The organism is Marinobacter alkaliphilus (assembly GCF_055394375.1).
On record NZ_AP043751.1, the window covers coordinates 1,866,911 to 1,891,568 of the forward strand.

Genomic DNA, 24,658 nt, shown 5'->3' on the forward strand with positions numbered 1-24,658 from the left:
GGCCCTCCGGGCCCTTTTTTCCATTTTCGCCAAGTCAGGGGCATCATTATGATCAGCAGTTACCAGGACCTTGTGAAGGCCAGCCAGAAGGAACATGAGCCTCAGCGATTCCTGTTTGTGTTCTGCAAAGCCGAACTGCCGGACGATGCATCTGCTGCCGAGCGGGCCGCCTTCGAACGTGGTGAGGGTGGGGCGTTGACTCCGGTGATCTGCGTTGACAAAACGCCATCTGAAGCCTCCGAGTTCAGCGTGCTGGCGGAAGAGTCCAGAACCACCGGCCAGGACTGGGACATGGTGTTCGTGGCGGCCATGTCTGGCCGTGGCGGCATAGAACCCTCCAGTGATGAAGCCCAGCAACCCATGACCATGATGGTCGAGAGCATCCGTATGGGTAACGTTGGCAATTACCTGCCTCTCGATCAATCCGGCCAGGCCGTGAGCCTGGGCTGAACCGGTCCGGTTACGCCGCTGGCGTATCCAAAAAGAGGTATGTGATTTTTATCAATCATTGTCCACCCTAGTTGTATTCCGATTGGATTGGGGGTTTGAGTGTTCAGGGAATCTGTTCTCGTAATGCTGGCATTGATGCTTCTAGCATCGGTTGCCAGCGCCACGTCGCTCAGTGAATACGAGCCCGTTGCCGGCCGGCAGGTGATCCAGGTTGCCATTCCGTCGGTCACTCGCTATGAGCCCCGGGAAGACAACCGGGCCATCCAGGAACTCTACGCCGGCGATGAACTGGTGGGCTACGCCTACCAGACCCTCGATTTCGTGCAAACCCCGGCATACTCCGGTAAGCCCTTGAACGCCATGGTGGTGCTGGATACCGAAGGCGAGATCAAAGGCGCCCGGGTGATCCATCACGATGAACCGATTCTCTTGATCGGTATTCCCGAAGCCAAGATGCATGAGTTCACTGATCAATACGCCGGCCTGAAAGCTGACCAGCGAGTAACCGTTGGGGGAAAATCGTCTGAACGTAGGGTGGCAGTAGATGGTTTATCCGGTGCCACCGTCACGGTCATGGTCATCAACGAAGTCATTATGCGCACGGCGCATCGAGTTGGCGGTGAGCTGGGTCTGGTTAAAGGCGTTGGGGTTGGCAAGCGGCCCCCCAAGGCTGAAGTGAACAAGGGCAGCTTCCGGCAACGTTCCTGGACAGAATTAACCGGCGACGGCTCAATCCGCCGGATGCTGCTGACCCGGGGCCAGGTGGATGATGTCTTTGTTGGCAGCCCCGCCGAGGGCGTCGAAACCGCGCCCGTGGATCAGCGGGATGAACCCCTGATCGACTTGTACGCCGCCTACCTGGATGCGCCGTCCATTGGTCGTAACCTGCTGGGTGATCGCCAATATGAGTGGTTGATGTCTGAGTTGAAGGAAGGCGAGCATGCCATTGCGGTGCTGGCCACCGGGTCCTACTCCTTCCGTGGTTCAGGTTATGTGCGTGGCGGTATCTTTGATCGCTTGCAGATCCGCCAGTTCGGAGACACCTTCAACTTCCGGGATCTGGACTACTATCGCCTGAGCGATGTGTACCTGGGCGATATGCCGCGCCTGCCGGAAATGGCCATTTTCATCATTCGCCAGCAATACAACTTTGACCCGGGCGAACCCTGGTCCCTGGAGCTGACAGTAAAGCGCCAGACCGGCCCTCTGGACAGCGAATTTGCGGTGTTCCCCCTGGAATACCAACTGCCTGACAAGTATTACACCCGTGCGGAACCCGAGCTTACCCAGGAAGAGTGGCTGGAAGAGCAACCCATGTGGGTTCAGGTCTGGTATCAGAAGCAGTTCCAGATCATCGTGGTGGGACTGGGTATTGGCGTGCTGCTGTTTATCCTGTTCTTCCAGGACTGGTTGGTGCAAAAGCCGCGGATGATGCGCTGGATTCGCCACGCATTTCTCACTTACACCCTGTTCTTTATTGGCTGGTACGCCCTGGGGCAGTTGTCGATTGTCAACGTGCTGACCTTTGTAAACAGCCTGATCAGCGGCTTCCGCTGGGAAACTTTCCTGATTGATCCCATGCTGTTCATTCTCTGGTCGGTGGTGGCCGGCATCGTATTGCTCTGGGGGCGTGCGGTTTACTGCGGCTGGCTGTGCCCGTTCGGCGCCCTGCAGGAACTGACCAACGAAATTGCCCGCAAACTGAAGGTGCCCCAGTACACCGTACCGTTTGCCGTGCATGAACGCCTCTGGGCAATCAAATACATAATTCTGCTGGTGTTGTTTGGCGTCTCTCTGGATTCTCTGGCCACCGCCGAGCGAATGGCGGAAGTGGAGCCATTCAAAACCGCTATTACCCTTAAATTCGATCGTACCTGGCCGTTTGTGGCCTACGCGGTGTTGCTGCTGGTGGTCAATTTGTTCACCCGTAAAGTCTTCTGCCGCTATCTGTGCCCGCTTGGAGCCGCCCTGGCTCTGCCTTCCAAGCTGCGGGTGTTCGACTGGCTCAAGCGCCGCAAAGAGTGCGGCAACCCCTGCCGCCTCTGCGACCACGAATGTGAGGTGCAGGCTATCCATCCGGATGGGCACATCAATTACATGGAATGCCACTACTGCCTGGATTGCCAGATGACCTATTTCGATGACCACAAGTGCCCACCGCTGATCGTCAAGCGCCGGGGCAAACGCCGTGGTCACAACGCACCGGGCCACCCGGAGGAAATCCCCGTGGTTCAGGTGAACTGAGCAGTACCTGTAAAAAGCCATGAGAAGCTAAAACCGCCATAACCAATAACGGAGTTGGAGCTATGAGTAAGCAAGATGATCTGAGCAAGGGTACGCCGGATGCGCCGGAGAGTGGTCTGAGCCGTCGCCGCTTCATGGGAGCAGCCGCCCTGGCCGGCGTGGCTGGTGCAACCGGCCTGGGTGCCACCATGATGACCCGCGAATCGTTCGCCGCAGCGGCCAGGGAAGCCAAGAACAAGATTCATATCGAACCCGGTGAGCTGGACGAGTACTACGGCTTCTGGAGCGGTGGTCACCAGGGTGAGGTGCGTGTTCTGGGTGTTCCGTCCATGCGTGAGCTGATGCGGATTCCGGTGTTCAACATTGATTCCGCCACCGGCTGGGGCATCACCGACGAGAGCAAGGACATTCTGGGCCGGGACAAGCTGTATCCAAACGGCGATTGCCACCACCCGCACGTGTCCATGGAAGACGGCCGTTACGACGGCAAATACCTGTTCATTAACGACAAGGCCAACAGTCGTATTGCCCGTATTCGACTGGATGTGTTCAAAACCGACAAGGTTACCCACATCCCCAATGTTCAGGCGATTCACGGTTTGCGTCTTCAAAAGGTGCCGCGCACGAACTACGTGTTCTGTAATGCCGAGTTTGTCATTCCACAACCGAACGATGGCAGCGATTACAGCCTTGAGAACAGCTACACCATGTTTACTGCGGTTGACGCTGAAACCATGGAGGTCGCCTGGCAGGTCGTTGTGGACGGCAACCTGGATAACACCGACGCCGACTACACCGGTAAATATGCGGCCTCAACCTGCTACAACTCCGAGAAAGCCGTAGACCTGGCCGGCACCATGCGAAACGACCGTGACTGGGTGGTGGTGTTCAACGTGGAGCGTATTGAAGCTGCCGTCAAGGCCGGTAACTTCAAAACCATCGGTGACTCCGACGTACCCGTCGTTGACGGCCGTAAGGGTTCCACCGTTACCCGTTACATTCCGGTGCCGAAGAACCCGCACGGCCTGAACACCTCGCCGGATGGCAAGTACTTCATCGCCAACGGCAAGCTGTCTCCGACGGTGTCCATCATTGCCATCGACAAGCTCAATGATCTGTTTGATGACAAGATCGGTGACCGCGATCCGATTGTTGCGGAGCCGGAGCTGGGTCTTGGGCCTCTGCATACCACGTTCGATGGCCGTGGCAATGCCTACACCACGCTGTTTATCGACAGCCAGGTGGCCAAGTGGAACATTGACGATGCCATCAAGCACTACAATGGCGAGAAAGTGAATTACATCCGCCAGAAGCTGGATGTTCACTACCAGCCGGGCCATAACCACGCGTCGCTGACTGAATCCCGCGATGCGGATGGCAAGTGGCTGGTGGTGCTGTCGAAGTTCTCCAAGGACCGTTTCCTGCCGGTAGGCCCGCTGCACCCGGAGAACGATCAGCTGATCGATATTTCCGGCGAGGAAATGAAACTGGTACACGACGGCCCTGCTTTCGCTGAACCGCACGACTGCATCCTTGTGCGCCGTGACCAGATCCGTCCGAAGAAGATCTGGGACCGGAACGATCCTTATTTTGCCTCTACCCGTGCGCAGGCTGAGAAAGACGGCGTGACGCTGGAAGCGGATAACAAGGTTATCCGGGATGGCAAGAAGGTTCGTGTGTACATGACCTCTGTGGCACCTCAGTTCGGGATGCTGGAGTTCAAGGTGAAGGAGGGTGATGAGGTTACGGTGGTTGTGACCAATCTGGACTCCATCGAGGATGTGACTCACGGGTTCTGTATGGTGAACCATGGTGTGAGTATGGAGATCAGTCCTCAGCAGACGGCATCGGTGACCTTTACGGCGGGTAAGCCTGGGGTTTACTGGTACTACTGCAACTGGTTCTGCCATGCGCTGCATATGGAGATGGGTGGTCGCATGTTGGTCGAGAAGGCCTGATAGCTTCTGACCTTGGTTTGGGGTCCCTTTTTTGGGGCCCCAGCCTGTTGGTTGGGAGTAGCAACCCAAGTGGAGAGACCTTTCCAAAACACGCTCCTTCGGCACATCCATGTGACGCTTGGGCTCCGCCATCCTTGGCTCCGCACAGTTTTGGAAAGGTCTCTCCACTTGGATTGCCGGATACCGTGCTGTCCTCGGAGCGGCCGAAGGCGCTATGAATTTCCCCGTTGTTCTGTCTCAGGTCGCGACGTCCACGGGTTACTTATCAACCTAGAGAGCATTTGATGTATCAACTTTTGCGTTATGGGGTGGCCCTGTCAGTCGCTCTGATTTCGCTGACCGCAAGTGCCAACCTGCAAGATCAGCTGGATGCCCTGGAGCCGGGGGCGTCGTTCGAGCTTCCTTCCGAGCAGCTTCCGCCATTGGTTATCCGGGTGCCCGGCGTTTCTGTGTCCTGTGCTGACGATTCGGTGATTGATGCCGGTGGGGCAGGGCACGGCGTGGAGATTCTGGCGGAGGGGGTGTCGTTTTCCGGTTGTGTGTTGCGCAACTGGGGTCAGGATCTGAATGAGTTGGATGCGGGGATTTTTGTGGCTCGGGAGGCTAAGGGGGCGGTTGTTGCGGATAACCGGCTTCAGGGGCCGGCGTTTGGGGTTTGGTTGGATGCGACGCCGGATGTGGTTGTCCGGAATAACGAGATACGGGGGGATACAAACCTTCGGTCCCAGGATCGGGGCAACGGGATTCATCTGTTCAATACCACCGGGGCGTTGATTGAGGGAAATGACATTCGCCAGACCCGGGATGCGATTTATATCGAGACGGCGAATAACAACAAGATTCGCAATAACGTGATGTCGGATCTGCGTTATGGCATTCACTACATGTACTCCATGCACAACCTGCTGGAAGGCAATGTGACCCGTGGCACTCGCACGGGGTATGCGTTGATGCAGAGCAAGTATCTGACGGTGGTAAATAACCGGTCGGAGAATGATGAGAATTACGGGATTCTGATGAATTTCATCACCAATTCCACCCTCAAAGGCAATGTGGTCACCGGGGTGTCTCAGGGGCAAACCGGTGGGGTGATGATTTCCGGAGGCGAGGGCAAGGCGGTGTTCATCTATAACTCGCTGTACAACACCTTCGAGGGTAACTACTTCGGCAACAGCAATATCGGCATTCATCTGACCGCCGGTTCCGAGCAGAACGAGGTGTTTGATAATGCCTTTGTGAACAACGAGCGGCAGGTGAAGTATGTGGCCACGCGTACCCAGTCCTGGGCGAAGGATGGGCGAGGGAATTTCTGGAGTGATTATCTGGGCTGGGATCGTAACCAGGATGGCATTGGTGATGTGCCCTACGAGCCTAATGACAACGTGGACCGCTTGTTGTGGAAGTACCCGGAGGCGCGGGTGCTGATGTTCAGCCCGGCGGTGGACACCCTGCGTTGGGTGCAGGATGCGTTTCCGGTGGTGAAGTCTGCCGGGGTGAGTGATCCCAAACCGTTGATGCGAATTCCCGAACACCTGCAATCGGAGATCCGATGAACTGCTTTCGACTGGACAATGTGAGCCACCGCTACGATAAGGCGACGGTGCTCCACGGCGTGGACTTGCGGCTGGAGCCGGGGGAAATTCTCGGACTGTTTGGCCACAACGGGGCGGGTAAAACCACTTCGATCAAACTCATTCTGGGTTTGATGAAACCGACCCAGGGCAAGGTTTCTGTGTTGGGTGGCGAAGCCGGTGATCCCCACGTAAGCCAACACATAGGCTATCTGCCGGAGAACGTGATGTTCTACCCGCAGCTGGCTGGGCGGGAAATCCTCAGACATTTTGCCCGGCTCAAAGGTGCCAGCCTGAAGCAGGTGCCAGAGCTGCTGGAGCAGGTTGGCTTGGGCGATGCCATGGATGCCCGCACCAAAACCTACTCCAAGGGCATGCGCCAGCGCCTTGGCCTGGCCCAGGCGCTGCTCGGCAAGCCGAAGCTATTGATGCTGGACGAACCCACGGTTGGTCTGGACCCGGTGGCAACGGCCGATTTGTACCGGTTGCTGCGGCGCCTGCGGGATGACGGCACGGGCATTGTGTTGTGCTCCCATGTCCTGCCCGGTGTTGAACCCTACATTGACCGGGCTGCCATCCTCACCGACGGCGCCCTGAAGGCCGCCGGCGACCTGCCGGCACTTCGCCGCCAGGCCAACATGCCGGTCACCCTCAGCCTGGAGCCGGCCACCACCATGATGGCGCTGGAGAAAGCGATTGACGGTGCACGCCCCAACGCCGGGCTACTCATGAAAAGCAACAACGGCCGCCTGCAAGTGGACGTGAGACCGAAGGAAAAAATGGCGTTGATACACGCATTGATGAACTCCGGAGAGGTGGCGGACCTAGGAATACACCAGCCCAGCCTGGAAGATATCTACGTCCACTTCATCGGGTCGGGCGGACTGGCCCACCGGGGAGGTGGCCAATGAATGCTATCTGGACCATTGCCCGCAAAGAACTCAGCGACAGCTTTCGCAATCGTTGGCTGGTGGCGATCAGCCTGGTGTTTGCCACCCTGGCTCTGGGCATTGCCTGGTTTGGTGCGGCGGCGTCCGGGCAGGTGGGTTACGCCTCCACGCCGGCCACCATTGCCAGCCTGGCCAGCCTTGGTATCTTCCTGATACCGCTGATTGCCCTGTTGCTTGCCTACGACGCCATCGTGGGTGAAGAAGAGGGCGGCACACTTCTGCTGCTGATGACCTACCCACTCAGTAAAAACCAGCTCCTGCTCGGCAAATTCCTCGGCCACGGCCTGACCCTGGCCCTGGCCACACTCATCGGGTTCGGGGTTGCGGCCATCGCCATCGCCGTACTGGTAGACGACGTCGCCGTCGGTGCCCTGGCGGCCGCCATGGGCCGGTTCATAGGCTCAACCGTTCTGTTGGGGTGGGGGTTCATCGCCCTGGCATACCTGGTCAGCGTCCGGGTCAGCGAGAAACCCGTAGCCGCAGGCCTGGCCCTGGCCATCTGGTTCTTCTTCGTATTGATCTTTGACTTGATGCTGCTGGGCATCCTCGTTGCCAGCGAGGGCAAGCTCAACCCGGAGCTGCTGCCATGGCTGCTGATGCTGAACCCCACGGATATCTACCGCTTGCTCAACATCGTGGCCTTCGGTGATGGCAACCAGCTGAGCGGTGTACTCAGCCTGGGCTCAGACCTGCCCATCGGCACCGGAGGGCTCTGGCTGGGCCTGGCGCTCTGGTGTGCCACACCGCTGATCGGCGCCCTGTTGTTATTCAAAAACCGAAAAATCTGATACCACTGGAGAACAGAACCATGCCCACACCGCTCACCAAATGGCTTATAGCGGCCCTGACGGCGATCACCCTCGCGGGTTGCTCCAACGGCGAACAACAAACCGCCACCAAACCCGACCCGGTTCACTTTGACTCCGGCGACGAATGCCACGTATGCGGCATGGTCATCACCAGCTTCCCCGGCCCCAAAGGCCAGGCCTTCACCGAGCGCCAGCAGCACACCCGCAAGTTCTGCTCCACCAAAGACATGTTCGCCTGGTTCCTGCAGCCGGAAAACGAAAACCGCGACCACACCCTCTACGTCCACAACATGGCGGAAACCCACTGGGACCACCCGGACGACACCCACCTGATCGACGCCCGTGAAGCCTGGTACGTCGTCGGCTCCGAACGCACCGGCGCCATGGGCCCGACCTTGGCATCGTTTGAAACAGAATCCGAAGCGACCGACTTTGCCGCAGAATACGGCGGTCAGGTCATCGGTTTTGCGGATATCACGCTGGAGCACCTGAATGCTGGTATGGCAATGCATGGCATGGAGGGGATGGATGGCATGCACGATATGCATAATCAGGAAGATGCCGGTATTCGTTCCGGTCAGATGACTGACAATCATAGCAGTCACAATGTCCATTGAGATGCCCGACGGCTGGATCAGATAACCACGAGAGGCTTGAGATAGCCTGTAAAGGCGAATTCCGAGAAGTAAGAGAGAGCAGGTGAGGGAAGGCTTTACAAAAATTTGCGGAGCCATGGATGGCGGAGCAGAAGCGCCACAGGGATGTGCCGAAGGAGCGGTTTTTGGAAAGCCTTCCCTCACCTGCTCTGACGCCAGGCCCGGCAGGCTAGGAGCCGAAACAGACAGTCAACCGCCAGTCATATTCATAAACCGAAGAATCTGAACATCACCATTGGTAGAAAAGTGATGCCGCTCCGGCTTCAGATCCATCGCATCAATGATCGCCTGCTGAAGCTTGTCATCCGTCACCGGATTGCCCCGCAGAACCCGCCGCAAATCCACCGAATGCTCATTGCCAAGGCACAGCAAAAGCCGCCCCTCAACCGTCACCCGAACCCGGTTACAGGTTGAACAGAAGTTATGGGAATGCGGTGAAATGAACCCGACCCGAACATCGCTGTCCGGCATCTGATAGTAACGTGCCGGCCCGCCAGAATCCTTGGCCACCGGAATCAGATCATGGCGCTGCCGGATGATATCCCGCACCTCCTCGCTGGTACACAAGGCAAGTCCTCGGTCATGCTCCGAAATCTCACCCAGCGGCATCTCCTCGATAAAACTGATATCCACCTGCTTTTTCCGGGCAAACTCAATCAGTTCCGGAATCTCTTCATCGTTACGGCCTTTCATCACCACCGTATTCAGCTTGATACCGCGGAAGCCTGCGTCCCGGGCGGCATCAATACCGTCCAATACCTGCTGCAGATTGCCAGTGCGGGTAATGGAACGGAATTTTTCAGAATCCAGGGAATCCAGACTGATATTGAGACGGTGCAGGCCCGCTTTACGCAGTTTCTCCGCCATGGTCGGCAACTGGCTGCCATTGGTGGTCATGGCAAAGTCCCGCAAACCATAGGTGCCTACTTCGCGGACCAGCTCAAGGATGTCTTTGCGGACCAGGGGTTCGCCGCCCGTCAGGCGGATTTTCTCGGTACCCAGGGCAACAAAGTTGCGAGCCAGCCTGGCGATCTCCTCCAGCGTCAGAACCTGCTGGCGGGGCAGAAAGGTCATGTCCTCCGCCATGCAGTACACACAGCGGAAGTCGCAGCGGTCAGTTACCGACAGGCGCACGTAATTGACGGTGCGGCCAAATCGATCGGTCAGCTTGGCTTGCGGCATGGGCAGGTTTCCCTGTCTGGAGTCATATGTATAAAGGATAGTCAAAGTATCACAGATATCCCAGCTCAATCCGATACCTCTCGGGGGGTAATCCTTCGTTCTAACCCCAGATGAGGAAAAGGCGCGTCTTGTTTGCGGGTATTTTTTCTGTTTGATTTTCAAGCACAGCCGATGTATCTTTTAATAAGTAAAAAGTATACATGTTTAATGGGGGCGATCATGGAACGCTTTGAAAAATGGCTGGTCATATCAAACGCTGCGGTTCTGGTGTCGTTCCTGGGATTGCTGTTGACGGTGATGCTGGCTTACCCGCTGGCCGATGCCTTGGCACTGCCAGTGCAGATTGCCGCCCACATGGGAACCCTTTTATTCGCGGTTGGGGTGAAAATTGCCTACGTTGCCCGTCTGGCCTTTCTGAGCAAGTTGGGCAGACCCGTACATTGATTCACGGTAGAATAGATGTAGTTATGAATCGTTCCGAGACCCGTGCCATGAAAGCACCTTCCGGTAAAACCGGTTTCCGGATACTTGCGTATATGTCTGTAGCGATTGGTGCCGCCGGGGTTGTTCTTCCGCTGTTGCCGACCACGCCGTTTGTCATACTGGCGGCTTACTTTGCCAGTAAAGGGTCTCCGGAGTTTGCCCGGTGGCTTGAAGAGCACCCGACTTTCGGCCCGGCAATTGCCCAGTGGCAAGAGCGCAGGGCCATTCCGGTTAAGGCGAAGATTCTCGCCTGCGCCATGATGGCGTTGAGCTGGAGCATGTTGGTCTGGCTGGGTTCAACAGTATTTGTATTGACGGTTTCGGGGCTGTTCCTGCTGAGCGTTACAGGTTATCTGCTCACGAGGCCATCCTGTTAAAGTTTTCCGTCATATTTATGGAGTTATGAATGCACATCACCCGCTATACAGATTATTCCTTGAGAGTTCTGATTTATCTGGCTGAACAGGGTGATCGTCTGGCCACCATTCAGGAAATTGCAGACAGCTACGAAATTTCCAAGAATCACCTGATGAAAGTGGTTCATCAGCTCAACAAGAAAGGCTACATCGAGACCATTCGGGGCAAGAAAGGTGGTATGCGCCTGCACATGGCGCCCAATGAGATCAACATCGGTGTTCTTGTCAGGGAAACGGAGCAGGACCTCAGCATTGTTGAGTGCTTTTCATCAAAGAATGCCTGCAAGATCACCCCGGTGTGCGGCCTGAAGGCCATGTTTGCCGAAGCCTTGAAGGCATTCCTTGAAACACTCGACAAATACACTCTGGCCGATGTTATCCAGGATAAACACCGGCCACAGCTGGTGCGCTTGCTTCAGATCGCCTGAAGCTCGCGCTTTCCTTCCAATCGGGTTCTTACCACGTCCGGCAGCGAGAATTTGCCGATACGTTTGAGGACGGTGCCATACTGTTTGGCAAAGCTCCCGGTGTTGTATGGAATGTCGTATTTCTCGCACACTGCCTGAACCTTCTCGGAAATCTCCGGGTAGCGGTGAGCCGGCAGGTCGGGGAACACGTGGTGTTCAATCTGGTAACTCAGGTGTCCACTCAACACGTGCAGCCACTTACCGCCGGTGAAGTTGGATGAACCGGTGAGCTGGCGCAGATACCAGTGGCCTTTGCTTTCACCCTCGCATTCTTCCTCGGTAAAGGTCTCCGCATCTTGGGTGAAGTGCCCGCAGAAGATAACGGTGGATGCCCAGATGTTACGAATCAGGTTAGCACCCACGTTGCCTGCCAGAACGATAGGAGCGACAGGCAGGGTCAGTAGCGGGAAGAATACGTAATCCTTGAATCCCTGGCGACCGCCCTTACGGGCAAAATCCTTCAGGAACGGCAGCTTGTCGCGCCAGCGCAACTCACCCCGGCGGATCTTCTCGCTCTCCAGTTCGTGTACCCCGACGCCCCACTGGAACAGCACGGTCAGCAGAATGTAGTTGATGAACTGCAACAGGTGGCCCGGGTGCCATTTCACGTCATCACTCAGGCGAAGCACTGCATAGCCATAGTCCCGATCTTTGCCAATGATATTGGTGTAGGTGTGATGTTCGTAGTTGTGGGTCCGGCGCCAGGAATCGCTGGTGCAAACGGTGTCCCATTCATAGGTTTGAGAGTTAAGGGCCGGGTCATTCATCCAGTCGTATTGGCCATGCATGACGTTATGGCCGATTTCCATGTTCTCTATGATTTTTGCGATACCCAGCGTTGCGGTAGCGGCCACGAATACGGGTGGAATGAAGCCAAAGGGCATCATCACCCGGCCGCCCACTTCCAGGGTGCGGTGCAGGCGGATGATCTTGCGGATGTACTTGGCATCCCGCTCGCCCAGGTCTGCAATGACCTCGTCACGGATGGCGTCCAGATCTTTCTGCAGCTCGTTCAGTTGGTCTTCGTTAAGCTTTTTCATATCGATGACTCCCTGCGGCAATAATCGCCGCAATACAAAAGAATGGGGTTAGACGTCCAGGGCGACAGGCCCTTGGGGAACCGAAACACAAAGTTGAACAGGCTCTTCACCCGGGCCGGAGACCTTGCCGGTAAGCCGGTTAACCACGATGCCGCTGGTTTTGCGGCAGCTGCACTGGTGGCAGATGCCCATGCGGCAGCCATATTGGGGTTTCAGGCCAGAGGCTTCGGCAATCTCCAGCAGGTTGGCATCGCCTTCTGAGCCCACTTTCAGGTTGCTGTTGGAAAAGGTCACTTCACCACCCAGTTGATCGCTATCCAGAGATGCCTGTGCCGGGGGCGCAAAAAAGGTACTGTGTATCTGCTTCTCCTTCAGGCCGCGCTTGGCCAGAAGTTCCGTTGCCAGGTCCATCAGACCTTTGGGTCCGCACAGGAATACTTCTCTGGCCTTGATGCCCGCGACGGTCTCCAGGTCGCTGTCCCGCAGATAACGAGGCTCGTCGCTCTCATTGGTTGCGATGATGGTCAGTGACAGCGCAGGCCAGCGTGCTGCCAGGGCCTGCAGTGCTTCCCGGGCGATCACGTCATTCTGGGTGCGCACGTAATAGAGCAGGGTAACGGGGGCCCGATAGTCCTCTGCTGCCATGGTCTGAAGCTGGCTCAGGATAGGGGTGATGCCGCTACCGCCGGCGATGAACAGCACGGGTTGCGCCGGCTCGGGAATCAGGAACTCCCCAAACGCCTCTGTAAGCCCAATCACATCTCCCGGTTGCAGGGCGTCGTGCATCCAGTTGGTGACCAGTCCACCGGGCAGGCGCTTGATGGTCAGGGTGATCTGCCCCTCGGACTGCCACAACAACGGTGAGCTGGACAGGCTGAAGGTGCGGGTGCGGCGAACACCCTCTATATCGGTACAGATGTTCACATGCTGACCTGCCTGGAACCCGGCCCATCGTTTTGCCGGCTTCAGAACGAAGGTTTTGGTGTCAGCTGTTTCGTCAATAATGTTCTCTACTCGTGCCGGTGTGTACTCTTGTACCCACATCGGGTTGATGGCTTCGGCCAGCGGGTCGAAATAGCCGGCCGGGTTGTCCCGGTTCAGTAACTGCCGGCCAAGCCAGTGAAGTGCTTTGGTGTTTGAGAGTCGTGCCAGCATGATTGGTTCTCCATACTTGTTGGTACTTGTTCCACTGCATGTGTACAAGTGTCCACTAATGTGTACGACTGTACACACAAGTTTGACTTTCAACAATTACCTGGCGTGATGGTTGGCTCGAAATGACAAGTCAGGTGGTTCTTTCTCCGGTCTAATGTGTACACTTGTGAACCTGGTTAAGCGGTACGGGAAGAGGAATGGCAGACAAACAAAGGCGCAAGCCAGGGGAAACCCGCGAGAAGCTGATGAGTGCGGCTCTGGCATTGGTGGGTAAAGGCCGGCATTTCGCCAGCCTGGGCATTCGGGAGGTCACCCGGCAGGCCGGTGTTGTGCCTACATCCTTTTACAGGCATTTCCGGAGCATGGACGATCTGGGTTTGCAGCTGGTGGATGAGCTGGGCCTGGTGCTACGCCGAATGATGCGGGAAGCGCGAGCCAATGTGTTGCAGGCAGACAAGCTGATTGAAGAGTCCGTGGGTATCTTCGTGGCTCATGCCCAGGCCAACCGCAGTTTCTTCCTGTTTATGGCTCAGGGCCTGGCGGGGGAAAGTCGGGCGGTACAGGAGGGGATTCGCAGTGAAATGCGTTTCTTCGCCAGCGAGCTGGCCAACGATCTTCGCCGGCTCAGGTTAATGGAGCATCTTAGTGACGCCGATCTGGATGTAACCTGCGATCTGGTAGTGCGAACCGTGGCCTTCAGCCTGACCGACCTGCTCAGCATATCAGAAGACGACGATTACCAGATCGGCCAGGTGCGTAAGCGCACCACCCGTTTCCTGCAGATGGTGTTTGTCGGCGCTGCCAACTGGAACAGCGACAGCGCCTGATTTGATTACTTGGCCGCAGGCTTTTTGGTCCTGGTTTTGCGTGGCTTGGGAGGTAAAATCAGGCTCTCCAGCTCATCCAGTGCTTCCCCGGTGTACACCGCCAGCTTCTGCATGCTGGGTAGAGTGTCGCGGCAGCCGGTGTAACCGAAGTTCAGTGAGCCGGCATAGCTCAAACAGGTAATGTTCAGGGCCCCGCCGTGGGCAATCAAAGATACCGGGTACATGGCTTCCAGCTTTGCGCCCTCGTAGTAAAGCGTTCGCTCCGGCCCCGGGACGTTTGAAATCGTCACGTTAAACACTGGCCGCATGCGCCCGCCCAGGCCAGACATAAGCTGCAGGATATAGGGTGACATCAGCAGCATGGTGTATTGGGTCAGTGCACTCTTCGGCAGTTTTTGCAGATGTTCCTTGGCCCGTCGGGTAGACGTCTTGATTTGCTGAAGCCGGTTCAGCGGGTCTGCTTCATCGGTAGCAAGAGAGGCAATCATGAAACTGATCTGGGTCCCCGTACCTTGGTCGTCGGCCGGGCGGATGTTAACCGGAATGCCGGCCGTCAGGGGTATGTCGGGTAGCTGGCCTTGTTCCAGCAAAAATCGGCGCAATGCCGTTCCGCACAGATACAGTACGATATCGTTCAGAGAACCACCGGATTGGTGCGCCAGAGCTTTCAGGCGATCCAGCTGATAGTGTTGGGTAGCGAAACGGCGCTGACCGGTTACCCGGTGATTCAGCAAAGAGACGGGGCCCGTGAAGGGAGCCGTCAGGCCGTCTTCCGGGTGCCGCACCGAGTGAACCAGGCGGTTGCCAGCCTGCCAGAGTCTGGGTGCCATATCAGCCTGAAGTTTCAGGGCATCCATCGCCTGCGACACCGCCGCCGGTACGCTGGCTTCTTTATCGGTTTTACTGCCCCGGCGCCGCTCCGGCCGTACTGTCCAGGGCGGGGGCATCTTGGTGCGTTCCGGGTCTGTGGTCAGTACCCGCTGCATCAGGCGTACACCACTGATGCCATCAATCATGGAGTGATGCATCTTGGTGTACAGGGCAAAGCGATTGTTTTCCAGCCCCTCGATGACATGGCATTCCCACAGCGGGCGGGAAAAATCCAGGGGATTGGAGTGCAGGCGCGACACCAGGATGCCAAGCTCCCGCTCGCCGCCAGGGCGCGGCAGGGCTGAGTGTCGTACGTGGTAGTCGAGATCGATATCCTTGTCGATTTTCCAGGCAGGGGAGACCAGCCTCCCGAGAAAGCCGGACCAGGCCAGCTTGTATCCCCAGGGGGGGGCTACATCATCCGCCTCTTTCATACGGGAGACCATGTCCCGCAGGAAAGTTTCCGGGGCTCCCTCCGGCAGTGAGAATATCTGCAGGTTACCCACGTGCATCGGGGTGTCTTCAGATTCTACCGCCAACCATGAGGCGTCCAGTGTTCCGAGACGTTTCATTCCTTGTGTATCTCCGTCACTCAGTCATTTTTTGATTGTTACACGCAAGTATACTGATTACCGCAGTAACACACGATCAAAACGCCCATTTAGTTCTGGCTTTTACGGGGGGTTGCAGTTACACAATGTAGCCATCCGGCGCTGCCGATCTGTCGGGTAGTGTGCTAATTTCTCTCTGCAAACAATCAATAACAAAGAATGACGGAGGTTTCGTGGAATCCAGCCCGCTGATCTCGGCAGGTTTGCCGGTGGCGCTCTTTATCATCATGATCGGTATCGGGATGACCCTGACCGTTCGGGACTTTCGCCAGGTGGCGGTTTACCCGCGCGGCATGGTGGTCGGCACCATCGCCCAGATATTGTTGATGCCGCTGGCTGCGTTTGCGCTGGCCTACCTGTTTGGGGTGTCGCCTGCCATCGCGGTGGGGCTAGTGATTATTGCAGCCTGCCCTGGCGGCACCACATCCAACCTGTTCGTTTTGCTGGCCAGGGGTAACATTGCCCTGTCTATTGTGTTGACCGTCATAGCTAGTCTGATCACCATCATATCCCTGCCGCTTTTTACCAATATGGCCTTGCAGCACTTTATGGGCACGGCGGAGGACATCTCGCTACCAGTGGGCAAAACCATCGGCATGCTGGTGGGCATCGTGTTGTTCCCGGTGGCTCTTGGCATGATTGTGCGCACTCACAAGCCTGAGCTGGCACGTAAAGCTGAGAGTGTGGTCAGCATTTTCGGGGGCGTGGTCCTGGCGGTTCTGATTGTGGCCCTGCTGTTCGGTGTTCGTGACCAGATTGGCGATTTGTTGAAGCAGGCTGGCCCTTCAACCATCATGCTCAATGTGGTGGGCATTGTTCTGGGCCTGCTTGCCGGGCGTGCGGCGGGCCTGACTCAGCGCGAATCACTGGCCGTGGCGGTTGAGCTGGGTGTCAAGAACGCGACCATTGGCCTGATGGTTACCCTGACGCTGCTGGAATCCAGTGCCATGTCCATCCCCGCTGCCGTATACGGTGTGCTTATGTTCCCCATCGGGTTCTTGCTGGCGGTGTATGGTCGCAGCATTATTCCCAAATCCAATGTGCAGACCACCGCCGCCCAGCCAATCGATTGACATATTTGGCAGCCGCATTCCAACTATTGTTGGGTATTCAGTCGCCGGCTTAGTCGTTATGCTCAGGCCTGCGCGGATGTGATCGGGTTCGCGGCTGGTGCGTATCATGCAACTGATGGCAGGGGGGAAGTGAAGTGAAAGAGGAAGCCCAGGGGCATGGTTACTCACAGCGGTTGGTGATTGCGTTCGCCATTGTGTCGGTCATGATGCCGTCAAGCGAGTTGGTGGCACAGGTTGCGGACGAGGGCGAGGCGATTGGGGAAATCGTTCTGGAAGTGACCTCACCTCGCCTGGCTCGTGACCTTTACGATACCCCCGCTGCGGTCAGCGTAGTGGACGCTCCCGCCATCCGCCAGGGCCAGCAGCGCCTGCAACTGGACGAATCCCTCAATACCGTGCCTGGCCTGTTCTTCCAGAACCGTTATAACTTCGCCCAGAATCTGCGACTGTCGACTCGGGGTTTCGGGGCTCGCGCGCCCTTCGGTATTCGTGGTATCCGCATTCAGGTAGACGGCATTCCCTACACCCTGCCGGATGGCCAGTCGCAGATCGATGCCATTGACCTGGATTCCGCCCAGCGTATTGAGATTATTCGGGGCCCGTCCTCGGTGCAGTATGGCAATGCCGCCGGTGGCGTGCTGGATATCACCACGGCCCGTGGCGATGATTTGCCCCCCGGTGCCCGGCTGCGCCTTGATGGCGGCAGCGATGATTACCGCAAGGCCGCCATTCAGGGTAATGGCGTTCGCGGCGACACCAGTGCCATCGCAACGCTGTCCTGGATGAATGTAAACGGCCACCGGGAGCAGAGTGAGGCGGAAAAGGGCCTGTTCAACGCCCGACTTTCCCATGAGCTGGATTCCGAGAGGGAGCTGACCGCCACCTTCAACGCCTTGCATAACCCGAAAGCCCAGGACCCGGGCGGCTTGACCCTGTCCCAGGTAGAGGATGATCCGAACCAGGCTACCTTTATGGCCAATCGGCTGGACAGCGGCCAGACGGTGAATCAGCAAACCCTGGGGCTGCAGTATCAGGATGCCGCTGTATTGCCCGGTGAGGTCACCGTGAACACCTTTTACAGTCATCGGGATTTCGCCCAGCAGTTGCCTTTCCCCGGCGCCAGCCGCGTGGCCTACGACCGCCATTTTTACGGCATCAGTTCCCAGTACCAGCAAGGTTCCGAGCTGGCCGGGCGACCTTTGACCTGGGTAACCGGCGCGGATGTCCATCGGCAGTCGGATGACCGCCGGCGCTACCAGGTGTCACCCATGGGCGAGATTACCGGGCAAACCCAGGCCGAAACCCAGAACGCGACAAACGTGGCTGTATTCGCCCAGGGGGATCTGGCGCTGACGGATCGGTTGAATTTTTCACTCGGGACCCGCTGGGATCACCTGCGCCTGTCGGTCGATGATGACCGGCTTGAGGACGGAGATGATTCCGGCAGCCGGACGTTCCGGGAAGTCAGCGGCGTGGTTGGCCTGAGCTATCGCCTGGCGCCCCGGCATCAGGTATATGCCACCGTTGGTACGGCGTTTGAGTCTCCCACGTTTACCGAGTTTGCCAACCCCTCGGGTGCCGGTGGCTTTAACCCGGATGTGGAACCGCAAAAGGCGCTGAACAGGGAGATTGGTGTTCGTGGTTTATGGGGTAATTCGCTCAGCTATGACCTGGCGCTGTTCTCCATCCGGGTTAAGGATGAAATCCTGCCCTACGAACTGGATGGCCGTACCTTTTACGAAAATGCCGGCGAAACCCGCCGTCAGGGCCTGGAGCTGGGCATCGACTGGGACATTTCCTACAACTGGCGAGTCACCAGTGCCCTGACCCTGGCCGACTACGAGCTGCGGGACTTCACCGACGAGCAGGGCAATAACGCCAACGGCAATGAAATCCCTGGATTGCCGTCGACCCTGTGGGTGAACGAGGTGAAATGGCAGGGGGCGGGCGGCCGGTTTGCCGCGCTGGAAAGCCAGTACATTGGCGAGTTCTACGCTGAAAACAGCAACCAGACCGAAGTCAGCGATGTCTGGCTGCTGGGCGTTCGGGTGGGCGACCGGTTCCTGATCAGCGACCAGTCGTTCAGCCTGTACGCAGGCCTGCGGAACCTTTTGGATGAGGACTACTTCGCCAACGTTCGCATCAACGCCAACGCTGACCGAGCCGTGGCCGACCGGGGCTACTTCGAGCCGGGCCCCGGCCGTACCTTCTACGCGGGCGTGGAGTGGTCGTTCTAACCCTCTTCTTCCCGACCTTTGTGGAACTGCGTGCCGCCGCCGTCGGAATTCAACTGACAGATGGCGGACGGCACGCCGTCCGGGGTCAGCCTGAGATCGCCAATTCCGGCACCATTCCACAGGCGTTCACCGGCTTCCCGGCCTTCGGGCAGGCGCGGTGCAATGCGCATGCGCCGGCGTTTGGTAAACCAGTTCAGCGGTGACCAGGGCGCAAACAGCCAGCGGTTCAAGCGGTCCAGCCATTCCAGCAGGCTGTTGGGGAATTCGTTCTTGATGCCGCTGCTGGTGATCTGCCAGATGCGCGGGCTGTCGGTTTTGTGCCGAAGCCGAACGTCATAGGCGAAGGAATAGTGCACGTCACCGGAGAGAATCACGAAATGTTTCGGGGTTTTCGGGTGGCCGAAAATATTCAGCAACACGTTTGCGGCCCCACGATGGGCCATCCAGTTTTCCGCATCCACCATCAGCGGTTTTCCGAACCAGGTGAACACCCGCTGGATCATTTCGATCAGTTTGACCCCGAACATGGGCGCAGGGGATACCACCACGACCGCGTCTTTGCCCATCACCGCCTGCTGAAAATCGGTCAACGCCTCCCAGTCCATCAATCCGGACGGATGGCTGCGGCGCACTTCGCTGCGCCAGCGCCGGGTGCGGGTATCCAGCACCACCAGCGGCGGTTCGGTGGCCAGGGTGTAGTGCCAGTGGTGGAAGTGGAACAGGGTATCGATCAGTTCGTCCTGCAGGCCGGCATCGAGGTCTTCCCGGGGCGCTTCCGCCGGTAACAGCGCGGCACATTGCTCGATCAGCTCGTCAAATACGGCCGGCTGGTTGCCCCAGCCCTGACACAGCAGATAGCCAAGCAGGGCGTTGCCAATGATGCGGCGGGAAAACGGGTGGTCGTAGGCGGTGCTCTCCCACAGAGCCGACAGGTTCCAGTCGTCGGTGACGTCGTGATCATCGAAGATCATGTACACCGGCACGTTGGCCAGGGCCCGCGCGGCATCGGGCAGAGTGGCCCGGAACCGGTCGATGTGTTCCTGCTCCCGTCGATAGCGGGCCTGGTCATCCGGTTGGCTGACCGGCATCGCCTCGGTGACCAGTTGCCAGGGTGCCGGCGACCAGACCAGCAGGTACATGGCGAATACTTCGGCAAAACTGATCAGGTGATTACCCGCGTGGGCGGTGGTGAACACCGGTTTGCGCACGCCGCCGAAGAACTTTTCCGTCAGGTCTTCATTGAACTCTGATTCCGGCAGCAGGCGATCCCGGTGATAGTAGGTATCGGCATTGTCGGCCAGGGCACTGCTGTGGGTCAGATCGGCACCGGCAAGTGTTTCCTGAGCCAGACTCAATGCCTGCACCACCTCGTGAATGGCGTGCAGCATGGGGCCGGCGACGTCATCAGCGTAAATCTGATCGCCGGTCATCAGCAGCAGGGCGGGACGGTCGTTGGGGGAAGCGGCATTCGCCAGTTCCTGATCCACCCGAACCAGCCCATCGGTAGCTGGATGGTGAGGACGCCGGCAGGAACCGTGCAGAAGGCGGTCCAGCCGGGGTTTGATCACAAATGTTGGCCGGGTGTGGCCGTCATGACACAGGTGCGGCGCCCAGTCCTGAATGCGGCCCGCGCTGGTGCAGTCAGCGTTCGTCAGGTGCAGGTCGTAGCCGATCAAACGGGAAGCCGGTAAGGGCGTGTCCGGCTGAAAACGGATCAGATGAAGCCAGGCCAGTTGCCCGACGCGCAGCCTGGTGTGCTCTTCGGCGTTGGCCTTGCGGCTGAGAATAGGGTTGTCACCGTCGAACAGCTCGACGGTGACCGACACAGGGTCGCGGGTTACCAGCCAGAGGGTCAGGGACTCGCGATCGGTGTGGCGAAGAATTGGGCCGGCCAGCACGGCGGGAACCGTGCTGGCGTCTTGTGGGTGATATGTTGGTGTCGTCAGTGGGGTCTGACTCACATTCAGTCGTCCCGTTCTACCCGCACCGGCTCAAGGCTGTCGCTGCGGAAGTCAATTTCCAGCTCCTGGTCCCGATCGTCATCGCCTTCGACGGTGATGTTGCCGCGGGAGCTGATTTCGAATTCATCAAACCAGACCATACCATACCTTCACGACCGGCGGCGTCCAGGTAGTCCAGCACCGCGTCTGCAGACAAGCCGAAGCGTTCACGATCGTACCGGCTGCGACTTTCACGCTCGATGTTGCCGTTGTCGTCGAATTCCAGTTCAACGTACCACTGGTCGTCCAGCCAGCCTTCAATTTCCACGTCATCCTGATGGTCATCATCAAATTCGATGCTGCGGAACTCGACGATGCCATAATCCGTGCCCATTGCAACTGCGTTCTTCGCGTCGTCCAGACGGGCGTCGGCCATCGCCAGAGGGGCTGCGGTGATGCCGGCAATCAGTCCAAGCGCAGTCAATGTTTTCATATCAGTCTCCTCATTCATCAGATGTGAATCACTGACGGCGTTGCGTTTCCTGTCAGCTTGGAGGCATTCTGGAACAATCAGACTGACACCAGCGTGAGCGGTTCGTTCATGATTCATTCATTTTGCATCTGACACCATTGGACGTGTGACTAACGTTAGGATAAACAAACCCATGGCAGTATTACGCGCAATGCCCGCTGATCAGTTTACCCGCCGGATGCTGGTGGGTTGCCTGCTGGTGGCGGCGCTGGCGGTGTCCATTGTCAAAGACCTGGTGCAGTTGTACGGCGGCCAGCTATCGCTGGTCCGCTCGGAACTCGGCGGATTGAAGGTTAGCGCCTGGTTTCCCGCCAGGGCGCTGTAAGTTCCGGTTTACTCTTCGTCCACCGCTCTTGGCGGACAGTGGTGCTCTTCCACCACGGTGCCGTCGTCCACGCTTTCCAGATGCACATCAAAGCCCCACAGCCGGAGCACGTGCTTGAGCACTTCGTCGGTTTCCGCTCCCAGTGGCACCCGGTCTACCGGCACGTGGCGCAGGGTCAGCGACCGGTCGCCCCGCACGTCCACGTTCCAGACCTGAATGTTCGGCTCCCGGTAGCTCAGGTTGTACTGGCGAGCCAGTTTCTCCCGCAGGGTGCGGTAGCCGGGGTCGTCATGAATGGCGGTCACCCGGTAGTGGTCTTCCCGGTCGTCGTTCTCAATGGCGAACAGTTTCAAATCCCGCATCACTTTGGGCGACAGGAACTGCTGGATAAAACTCTCATCCTTGAAGTTGCGCATGGCGAAATGCACGGTCTCCAGCCAGTCTTTGCCGGCGATGTCCGGGAACCACTCCCGGTCTTCCTTGGTGGGGTTCTCGCAGATGCGCCGCAGGTCGGTGAAGATGGAGAAGCCCAGGGTGTAGGGGTTAATGCCGGAATACCAGGGGCTGTTGAATGGTGGCTGGTACACCACGGCGGTGTGGCTTTGCAGGAATTCCAGCATAAAGCCGTCGGTCACCAGGCCTTTCTCGTACATCCGGTGCAACAGGGTGTAGTGCCAGAAGGTGGCCCAGCCTTCGTTCATCACCTGGGTCTGGCGCTGCGGGTAAAAGTACTGTGCCAGTTTGCGCACAATCCGCACCAGTTCCCGCTGCCAGGTTTCCAACAGTGGCGCGTTCTTCTCGATGAAGTACAGCAGGTTTTCCTGGGGCTCTTCCGGGTAGCGGGGTTTACGCTTGACCGGGTCGTCGTCTTCGTCCGGTTTCGGGATGGTTCGCCACAGATCGTTGATGCGCCTTTGCTGGTATTCTTCCCGCTCTTTTTGACGCTGGGCTTCTTCCGCCGCGGAAATGGGTGCCGGGCGTTTGTATCGGTCTACCCCGTAGTTCATCAGGGCATGACAGGAATCCAGGATCTCCTCCACCGCATCCACACCATGGCGCTCTTCGCATTCGGCGACATAATTGCGGGCGAACACCAGGTAATCGATGATCGCACTGGCGTCGGTCCAGGTGCGGAACAGGTAGTTGCCTTTGAAAAACGAATTGTGGCCATAGCTGGCGTGGGCGATCACCAGGGCCTGCATGGGCAGGGTGTTCTCCTCCATCAGGTAGGCGATACAGGGGTTGGAGTTGATCACGATCTCGTAGGCCAGGCCCATCTGTCCCCGTTGGTAGCCCTTGGAGGTCTGCAGGAATTGCTTGCCGAACGACCAGTGGTGATAGCCCACGGGCATACCCACGGAACTGTAGGCATCCATCATCTGCTCGGCCGTAATCACTTCCACCTGGTTAGGGTAGGTGTCCAGGCCGAACTCGGCGGCGCACTTGGCAATCTCCTCGTCGTACTTCTGGATAAGCTCAAAGGTCCATTCTGAGCCGGTGGAAATGGGCGTTCCTGCCTTGGGTTGTTCGCTCTCCGGTGCGTTCGGGCGATCAATCAGGCTGCTCATGCCGCTTTCCTCTCGAACAACTGTCGGAATACCGGGTAAATATCGCCAGGGTCTGCAATTTGCTGCATGGCAAAACTCTGGGGAAACTGTTCTAGGATCTTCTCGTACTCGTACCAGAGCATCTGGTGGTCCTGGGGTGTGATTTCGATGTAAGAGTAGTACTGCACCAGCGGCAGAATGCTGTTGGCCAGCAGTTTGCTGCAAACCGGGGAGTCATCGTTCCAGTTGTCACCATCCGATGCCTGGGCAGCGTAGATGTTCCATTCCGCCGGTGAGTATCGGGCCTCGATGATCCGGTGCATCAGCTTCAGGGCGCTGGAAACAATGGTGCCGCCGGTTTCCCGGCTGTAGAAGAATTCTTCTTCGTCCACTTCCTTGGCACTGGTGTGGTGGCGGATAAACACCACATCGATCTTCTTGTAGTTCTTCTTCAGGAACAGATACAGCAGGATAAAAAAGCGCTTGGCGATGTCTTTGTGCATCTGAGTCATGGAGCCGGACACATCCATCAGGCAGAACATTACGGCGCTGGTGGCGGGCTTGGGCTGCTTCTGGTGCTGGCGGTAACGCAGGTCGATCTCGTCGATAAACGGAATGCGTTTGACGTTGGCTTTCAGGCGCGCAATTTCGTCTTCCAGCACCTTGATCTGGTCTTCATGGCTGAAGGCCGGGTCCAGATCTTCAGGCGCGCTTCTCAGGACTTCCAGCTGCTTTTCCAGATCCTTGATTTTCTTCTTGCGGGCGCCGCCGAGGCCGAGCCGGCGGGCATGGGCGCCCCGCAGGGAGCGCACCACATCCAGTTTGGCGGGCACACCCTGGCTGGTGAACCCGGCGCGTACGTAACTGAAGGCTTCGGTATCCTTGAGTTTCTTGCGGGCCAGGTTGGGCAGTTCCAGGTCATCAAACAGGAATTCCAGGAATTCCTCCTGGGTGATCTGGAAGGCAAATTCGTCCATGCCTTCACCGTCGGGGCTGGCCTGGCCTTGCCCCTGGCCTTTGCCGCCACCGCCCGGGGGTTTGGGAATGGTGTCACCGGCTACCCATTCCTGGTTGCCCGGGTGTACCACTTCCCGCCGACCACCGGGACCATGGTGGAAGATGGGTTCCTGTATATCCCGGGCCGGAATGCTGACTTTCTCGCCCCGTTCAATATCCGTAATGGAACGTTTCTGGACCGCTTCGGACACCGCTTTTTTGATGTGATGGCGATAGCGGCGCAGGAACCGTTCCCGGTTCACCGCGCTTTTGTTTTTACCGTTCAGTCGCCGGTCGACTATGTGGGTCTTACCCATGG

22 protein-coding genes are annotated in these 24,658 nt (G+C 57.8%); 14 read left to right on the plus strand and 8 right to left on the minus strand.

Going from position 1 to position 24,658, the window contains the following annotated elements:
• Positions 1 to 48: 48 nt before the first annotated feature.
• From ACZ5Q2_RS08425 to ACZ5Q2_RS08455, 7 genes are all read left to right on the plus strand, one after another.
• A complete protein-coding gene (locus ACZ5Q2_RS08425) occupies positions 49 to 450 on the plus strand; it encodes a ribonucleotide reductase subunit alpha (protein ID WP_432210235.1) in 402 nt (133 codons plus the stop codon).
• A gap of 123 nt (positions 451 to 573) precedes the next feature.
• Positions 574 to 2,694: a transcriptional regulator NosR gene (gene nosR / locus ACZ5Q2_RS08430; RefSeq protein WP_432210716.1), complete on the plus strand. Its 2,121-nt coding sequence runs from the start codon at positions 574 to 576 to the stop codon at positions 2,692 to 2,694.
• A 62-nt stretch (positions 2,695 to 2,756) separates the two neighbouring features.
• Positions 2,757 to 4,652, plus strand: a complete 1,896-nt coding sequence (gene nosZ, locus ACZ5Q2_RS08435) for a TAT-dependent nitrous-oxide reductase (protein ID WP_432210234.1) — start codon at positions 2,757 to 2,759, stop codon at positions 4,650 to 4,652.
• Positions 4,653 to 4,936: 284 nt separating this feature from the next.
• Positions 4,937 to 6,205, plus strand: coding sequence for a nitrous oxide reductase family maturation protein NosD (locus tag ACZ5Q2_RS08440; protein WP_432210233.1), 1,269 nt, complete (start codon positions 4,937 to 4,939; stop codon positions 6,203 to 6,205).
• Positions 6,202 to 7,134, plus strand: coding sequence for an ABC transporter ATP-binding protein (locus tag ACZ5Q2_RS08445; protein ID WP_432210232.1), 933 nt, complete (start codon positions 6,202 to 6,204; stop codon positions 7,132 to 7,134). The genes ACZ5Q2_RS08440 and ACZ5Q2_RS08445 overlap by 4 nt, the downstream gene beginning before the upstream one ends.
• A complete protein-coding gene (locus ACZ5Q2_RS08450; RefSeq protein WP_058092703.1) occupies positions 7,131 to 7,961 on the plus strand; it encodes an ABC transporter permease in 831 nt (276 codons plus the stop codon). Before ACZ5Q2_RS08445 ends, ACZ5Q2_RS08450 begins: the two co-directional genes overlap by 4 nt.
• Before the next feature lie 20 nt (positions 7,962 to 7,981).
• Positions 7,982 to 8,599: a nitrous oxide reductase accessory protein NosL gene (locus tag ACZ5Q2_RS08455; protein WP_432210231.1), complete on the plus strand. Its 618-nt coding sequence runs from the start codon at positions 7,982 to 7,984 to the stop codon at positions 8,597 to 8,599.
• Between the two features lie 228 nt (positions 8,600 to 8,827).
• Here ACZ5Q2_RS08455 and moaA read toward each other — a convergent pair whose 3' ends face one another.
• On the minus strand, positions 8,828 to 9,820 hold the full coding sequence (moaA, locus tag ACZ5Q2_RS08460) for a GTP 3',8-cyclase MoaA (protein ID WP_432210230.1): 993 nt from the start codon (positions 9,818 to 9,820) through the stop codon (positions 8,828 to 8,830).
• Between the two features lie 219 nt (positions 9,821 to 10,039).
• Between moaA and ACZ5Q2_RS08465 the strand changes: the two genes are divergently transcribed.
• From ACZ5Q2_RS08465 to ACZ5Q2_RS08475, 3 genes are read left to right on the plus strand one after another with little or no spacing between them, the layout of a single operon-like run.
• Positions 10,040 to 10,264 (plus strand): hypothetical protein, encoded by a 225-nt coding sequence (locus ACZ5Q2_RS08465; protein ID WP_058092705.1) that lies wholly within the window; start codon positions 10,040 to 10,042, stop codon positions 10,262 to 10,264.
• Between the two features lie 23 nt (positions 10,265 to 10,287).
• Complete coding sequence (locus ACZ5Q2_RS08470) at positions 10,288 to 10,680, plus strand: YbaN family protein (protein WP_432210229.1); 393 nt, start codon at positions 10,288 to 10,290, stop codon at positions 10,678 to 10,680.
• Between the two features lie 29 nt (positions 10,681 to 10,709).
• Positions 10,710 to 11,147 (plus strand): RrF2 family transcriptional regulator, encoded by a 438-nt coding sequence (locus ACZ5Q2_RS08475; RefSeq protein WP_058092706.1) that lies wholly within the window; start codon positions 10,710 to 10,712, stop codon positions 11,145 to 11,147.
• Here ACZ5Q2_RS08475 and ACZ5Q2_RS08480 read toward each other — a convergent pair.
• The gene (locus tag ACZ5Q2_RS08480; RefSeq protein ID WP_058092707.1) at positions 11,135 to 12,226 is read right to left on the minus strand and encodes a fatty acid desaturase family protein; all 1,092 of its coding nucleotides are present in this window, start codon (positions 12,224 to 12,226) and stop codon (positions 11,135 to 11,137) included. The genes ACZ5Q2_RS08475 and ACZ5Q2_RS08480 overlap by 13 nt on opposite strands.
• Before the next feature lie 48 nt (positions 12,227 to 12,274).
• Complete coding sequence (locus tag ACZ5Q2_RS08485) at positions 12,275 to 13,381, minus strand: ferredoxin reductase (RefSeq protein WP_058092708.1); 1,107 nt, start codon at positions 13,379 to 13,381, stop codon at positions 12,275 to 12,277.
• A gap of 197 nt (positions 13,382 to 13,578) precedes the next feature.
• Here ACZ5Q2_RS08485 and ACZ5Q2_RS08490 point away from each other — a divergent pair, with 197 nt between their 5' ends.
• Positions 13,579 to 14,208: a TetR family transcriptional regulator gene (locus ACZ5Q2_RS08490; RefSeq protein WP_058092709.1), complete on the plus strand. Its 630-nt coding sequence runs from the start codon at positions 13,579 to 13,581 to the stop codon at positions 14,206 to 14,208.
• 5 nt (positions 14,209 to 14,213) lie between these two features.
• Here the strand turns inward: ACZ5Q2_RS08490 and ACZ5Q2_RS08495 are convergent, their stop codons facing one another.
• Complete coding sequence (locus ACZ5Q2_RS08495; protein ID WP_058092710.1) at positions 14,214 to 15,650, minus strand: WS/DGAT/MGAT family O-acyltransferase; 1,437 nt, start codon at positions 15,648 to 15,650, stop codon at positions 14,214 to 14,216.
• A gap of 212 nt (positions 15,651 to 15,862) precedes the next feature.
• Between ACZ5Q2_RS08495 and ACZ5Q2_RS08500 the strand changes: the two genes are divergently transcribed.
• Together ACZ5Q2_RS08500 and ACZ5Q2_RS08505 are read left to right on the plus strand one after the other, a co-directional pair.
• A complete protein-coding gene (locus ACZ5Q2_RS08500; RefSeq protein ID WP_058092711.1) occupies positions 15,863 to 16,762 on the plus strand; it encodes a bile acid:sodium symporter family protein in 900 nt (299 codons plus the stop codon).
• Positions 16,763 to 16,896: 134 nt separating this feature from the next.
• A complete protein-coding gene (locus tag ACZ5Q2_RS08505) occupies positions 16,897 to 18,999 on the plus strand; it encodes a TonB-dependent receptor family protein (protein WP_227510193.1) in 2,103 nt (700 codons plus the stop codon).
• Here ACZ5Q2_RS08505 and ACZ5Q2_RS08510 read toward each other — a convergent pair.
• Both ACZ5Q2_RS08510 and ACZ5Q2_RS08515 read right to left on the minus strand, forming a co-directional pair.
• Complete coding sequence (locus ACZ5Q2_RS08510; RefSeq protein WP_058092712.1) at positions 18,996 to 20,897, minus strand: alkaline phosphatase D family protein; 1,902 nt, start codon at positions 20,895 to 20,897, stop codon at positions 18,996 to 18,998. The two genes, ACZ5Q2_RS08505 and ACZ5Q2_RS08510, sit on opposite strands and share 4 nt — an antisense overlap.
• Before the next feature lie 79 nt (positions 20,898 to 20,976).
• Positions 20,977 to 21,432 carry a hypothetical protein gene (locus ACZ5Q2_RS08515; protein WP_156471756.1) on the minus strand — a complete coding sequence of 152 codons (456 nt, stop codon included), beginning with the start codon at positions 21,430 to 21,432 and terminating at the stop codon, positions 20,977 to 20,979.
• Between the two features lie 172 nt (positions 21,433 to 21,604).
• Here ACZ5Q2_RS08515 and ACZ5Q2_RS08520 point away from each other — a divergent pair, with 172 nt between their 5' ends.
• The gene (locus tag ACZ5Q2_RS08520) at positions 21,605 to 21,796 is read left to right on the plus strand and encodes an ATP-binding protein (RefSeq protein ID WP_156471757.1); all 192 of its coding nucleotides are present in this window, start codon (positions 21,605 to 21,607) and stop codon (positions 21,794 to 21,796) included.
• An 8-nt stretch (positions 21,797 to 21,804) separates the two neighbouring features.
• On the opposite strand, the gene ACZ5Q2_RS08525 is transcribed toward ACZ5Q2_RS08520, so the two are convergent.
• Entirely contained in the window at positions 21,805 to 23,364 is a 1,560-nt protein-coding gene (locus ACZ5Q2_RS08525) for a SpoVR family protein (protein WP_058092714.1), read from the minus strand.
• The gene (locus ACZ5Q2_RS08530; RefSeq protein WP_432210228.1) at positions 23,361 to 24,656 is read right to left on the minus strand and encodes a YeaH/YhbH family protein; all 1,296 of its coding nucleotides are present in this window, start codon (positions 24,654 to 24,656) and stop codon (positions 23,361 to 23,363) included. The genes ACZ5Q2_RS08525 and ACZ5Q2_RS08530 overlap by 4 nt, the downstream gene beginning before the upstream one ends.
• Positions 24,657 to 24,658: the final 2 nt, after the last annotated feature.

Coding starts and splice junctions, on each gene's coding strand:
- ACZ5Q2_RS08425 (WP_432210235.1), top strand. CDS start 49: ATGATCAGCAGTTACCAGGACCTTGTGAAGGCCAGCCAGAAGGAACAT.
- nosR (WP_432210716.1), top strand. CDS start 574: ATGCTGGCATTGATGCTTCTAGCATCGGTTGCCAGCGCCACGTCGCTC.
- nosZ (WP_432210234.1), top strand. CDS start 2,757: ATGAGTAAGCAAGATGATCTGAGCAAGGGTACGCCGGATGCGCCGGAG.
- ACZ5Q2_RS08440 (WP_432210233.1), top strand. CDS start 4,937: ATGTATCAACTTTTGCGTTATGGGGTGGCCCTGTCAGTCGCTCTGATT.
- ACZ5Q2_RS08445 (WP_432210232.1), top strand. CDS start 6,202: ATGAACTGCTTTCGACTGGACAATGTGAGCCACCGCTACGATAAGGCG.
- ACZ5Q2_RS08450 (WP_058092703.1), top strand. CDS start 7,131: ATGAATGCTATCTGGACCATTGCCCGCAAAGAACTCAGCGACAGCTTT.
- ACZ5Q2_RS08455 (WP_432210231.1), top strand. CDS start 7,982: ATGCCCACACCGCTCACCAAATGGCTTATAGCGGCCCTGACGGCGATC.
- moaA (WP_432210230.1), bottom strand. CDS start 9,820: ATGCCGCAAGCCAAGCTGACCGATCGATTTGGCCGCACCGTCAATTAC.
- ACZ5Q2_RS08465 (WP_058092705.1), top strand. CDS start 10,040: ATGGAACGCTTTGAAAAATGGCTGGTCATATCAAACGCTGCGGTTCTG.
- ACZ5Q2_RS08470 (WP_432210229.1), top strand. CDS start 10,288: ATGAATCGTTCCGAGACCCGTGCCATGAAAGCACCTTCCGGTAAAACC.
- ACZ5Q2_RS08475 (WP_058092706.1), top strand. CDS start 10,710: ATGCACATCACCCGCTATACAGATTATTCCTTGAGAGTTCTGATTTAT.
- ACZ5Q2_RS08480 (WP_058092707.1), bottom strand. CDS start 12,226: ATGAAAAAGCTTAACGAAGACCAACTGAACGAGCTGCAGAAAGATCTG.
- ACZ5Q2_RS08485 (WP_058092708.1), bottom strand. CDS start 13,381: ATGCTGGCACGACTCTCAAACACCAAAGCACTTCACTGGCTTGGCCGG.
- ACZ5Q2_RS08490 (WP_058092709.1), top strand. CDS start 13,579: ATGGCAGACAAACAAAGGCGCAAGCCAGGGGAAACCCGCGAGAAGCTG.
- ACZ5Q2_RS08495 (WP_058092710.1), bottom strand. CDS start 15,650: ATGAAACGTCTCGGAACACTGGACGCCTCATGGTTGGCGGTAGAATCT.
- ACZ5Q2_RS08515 (WP_156471756.1), bottom strand. CDS start 21,432: ATGAAAACATTGACTGCGCTTGGACTGATTGCCGGCATCACCGCAGCC.
- ACZ5Q2_RS08520 (WP_156471757.1), top strand. CDS start 21,605: ATGGCAGTATTACGCGCAATGCCCGCTGATCAGTTTACCCGCCGGATG.
- ACZ5Q2_RS08525 (WP_058092714.1), bottom strand. CDS start 23,364: ATGAGCAGCCTGATTGATCGCCCGAACGCACCGGAGAGCGAACAACCC.
- ACZ5Q2_RS08530 (WP_432210228.1), bottom strand. CDS start 24,656: ATGGGTAAGACCCACATAGTCGACCGGCGACTGAACGGTAAAAACAAA.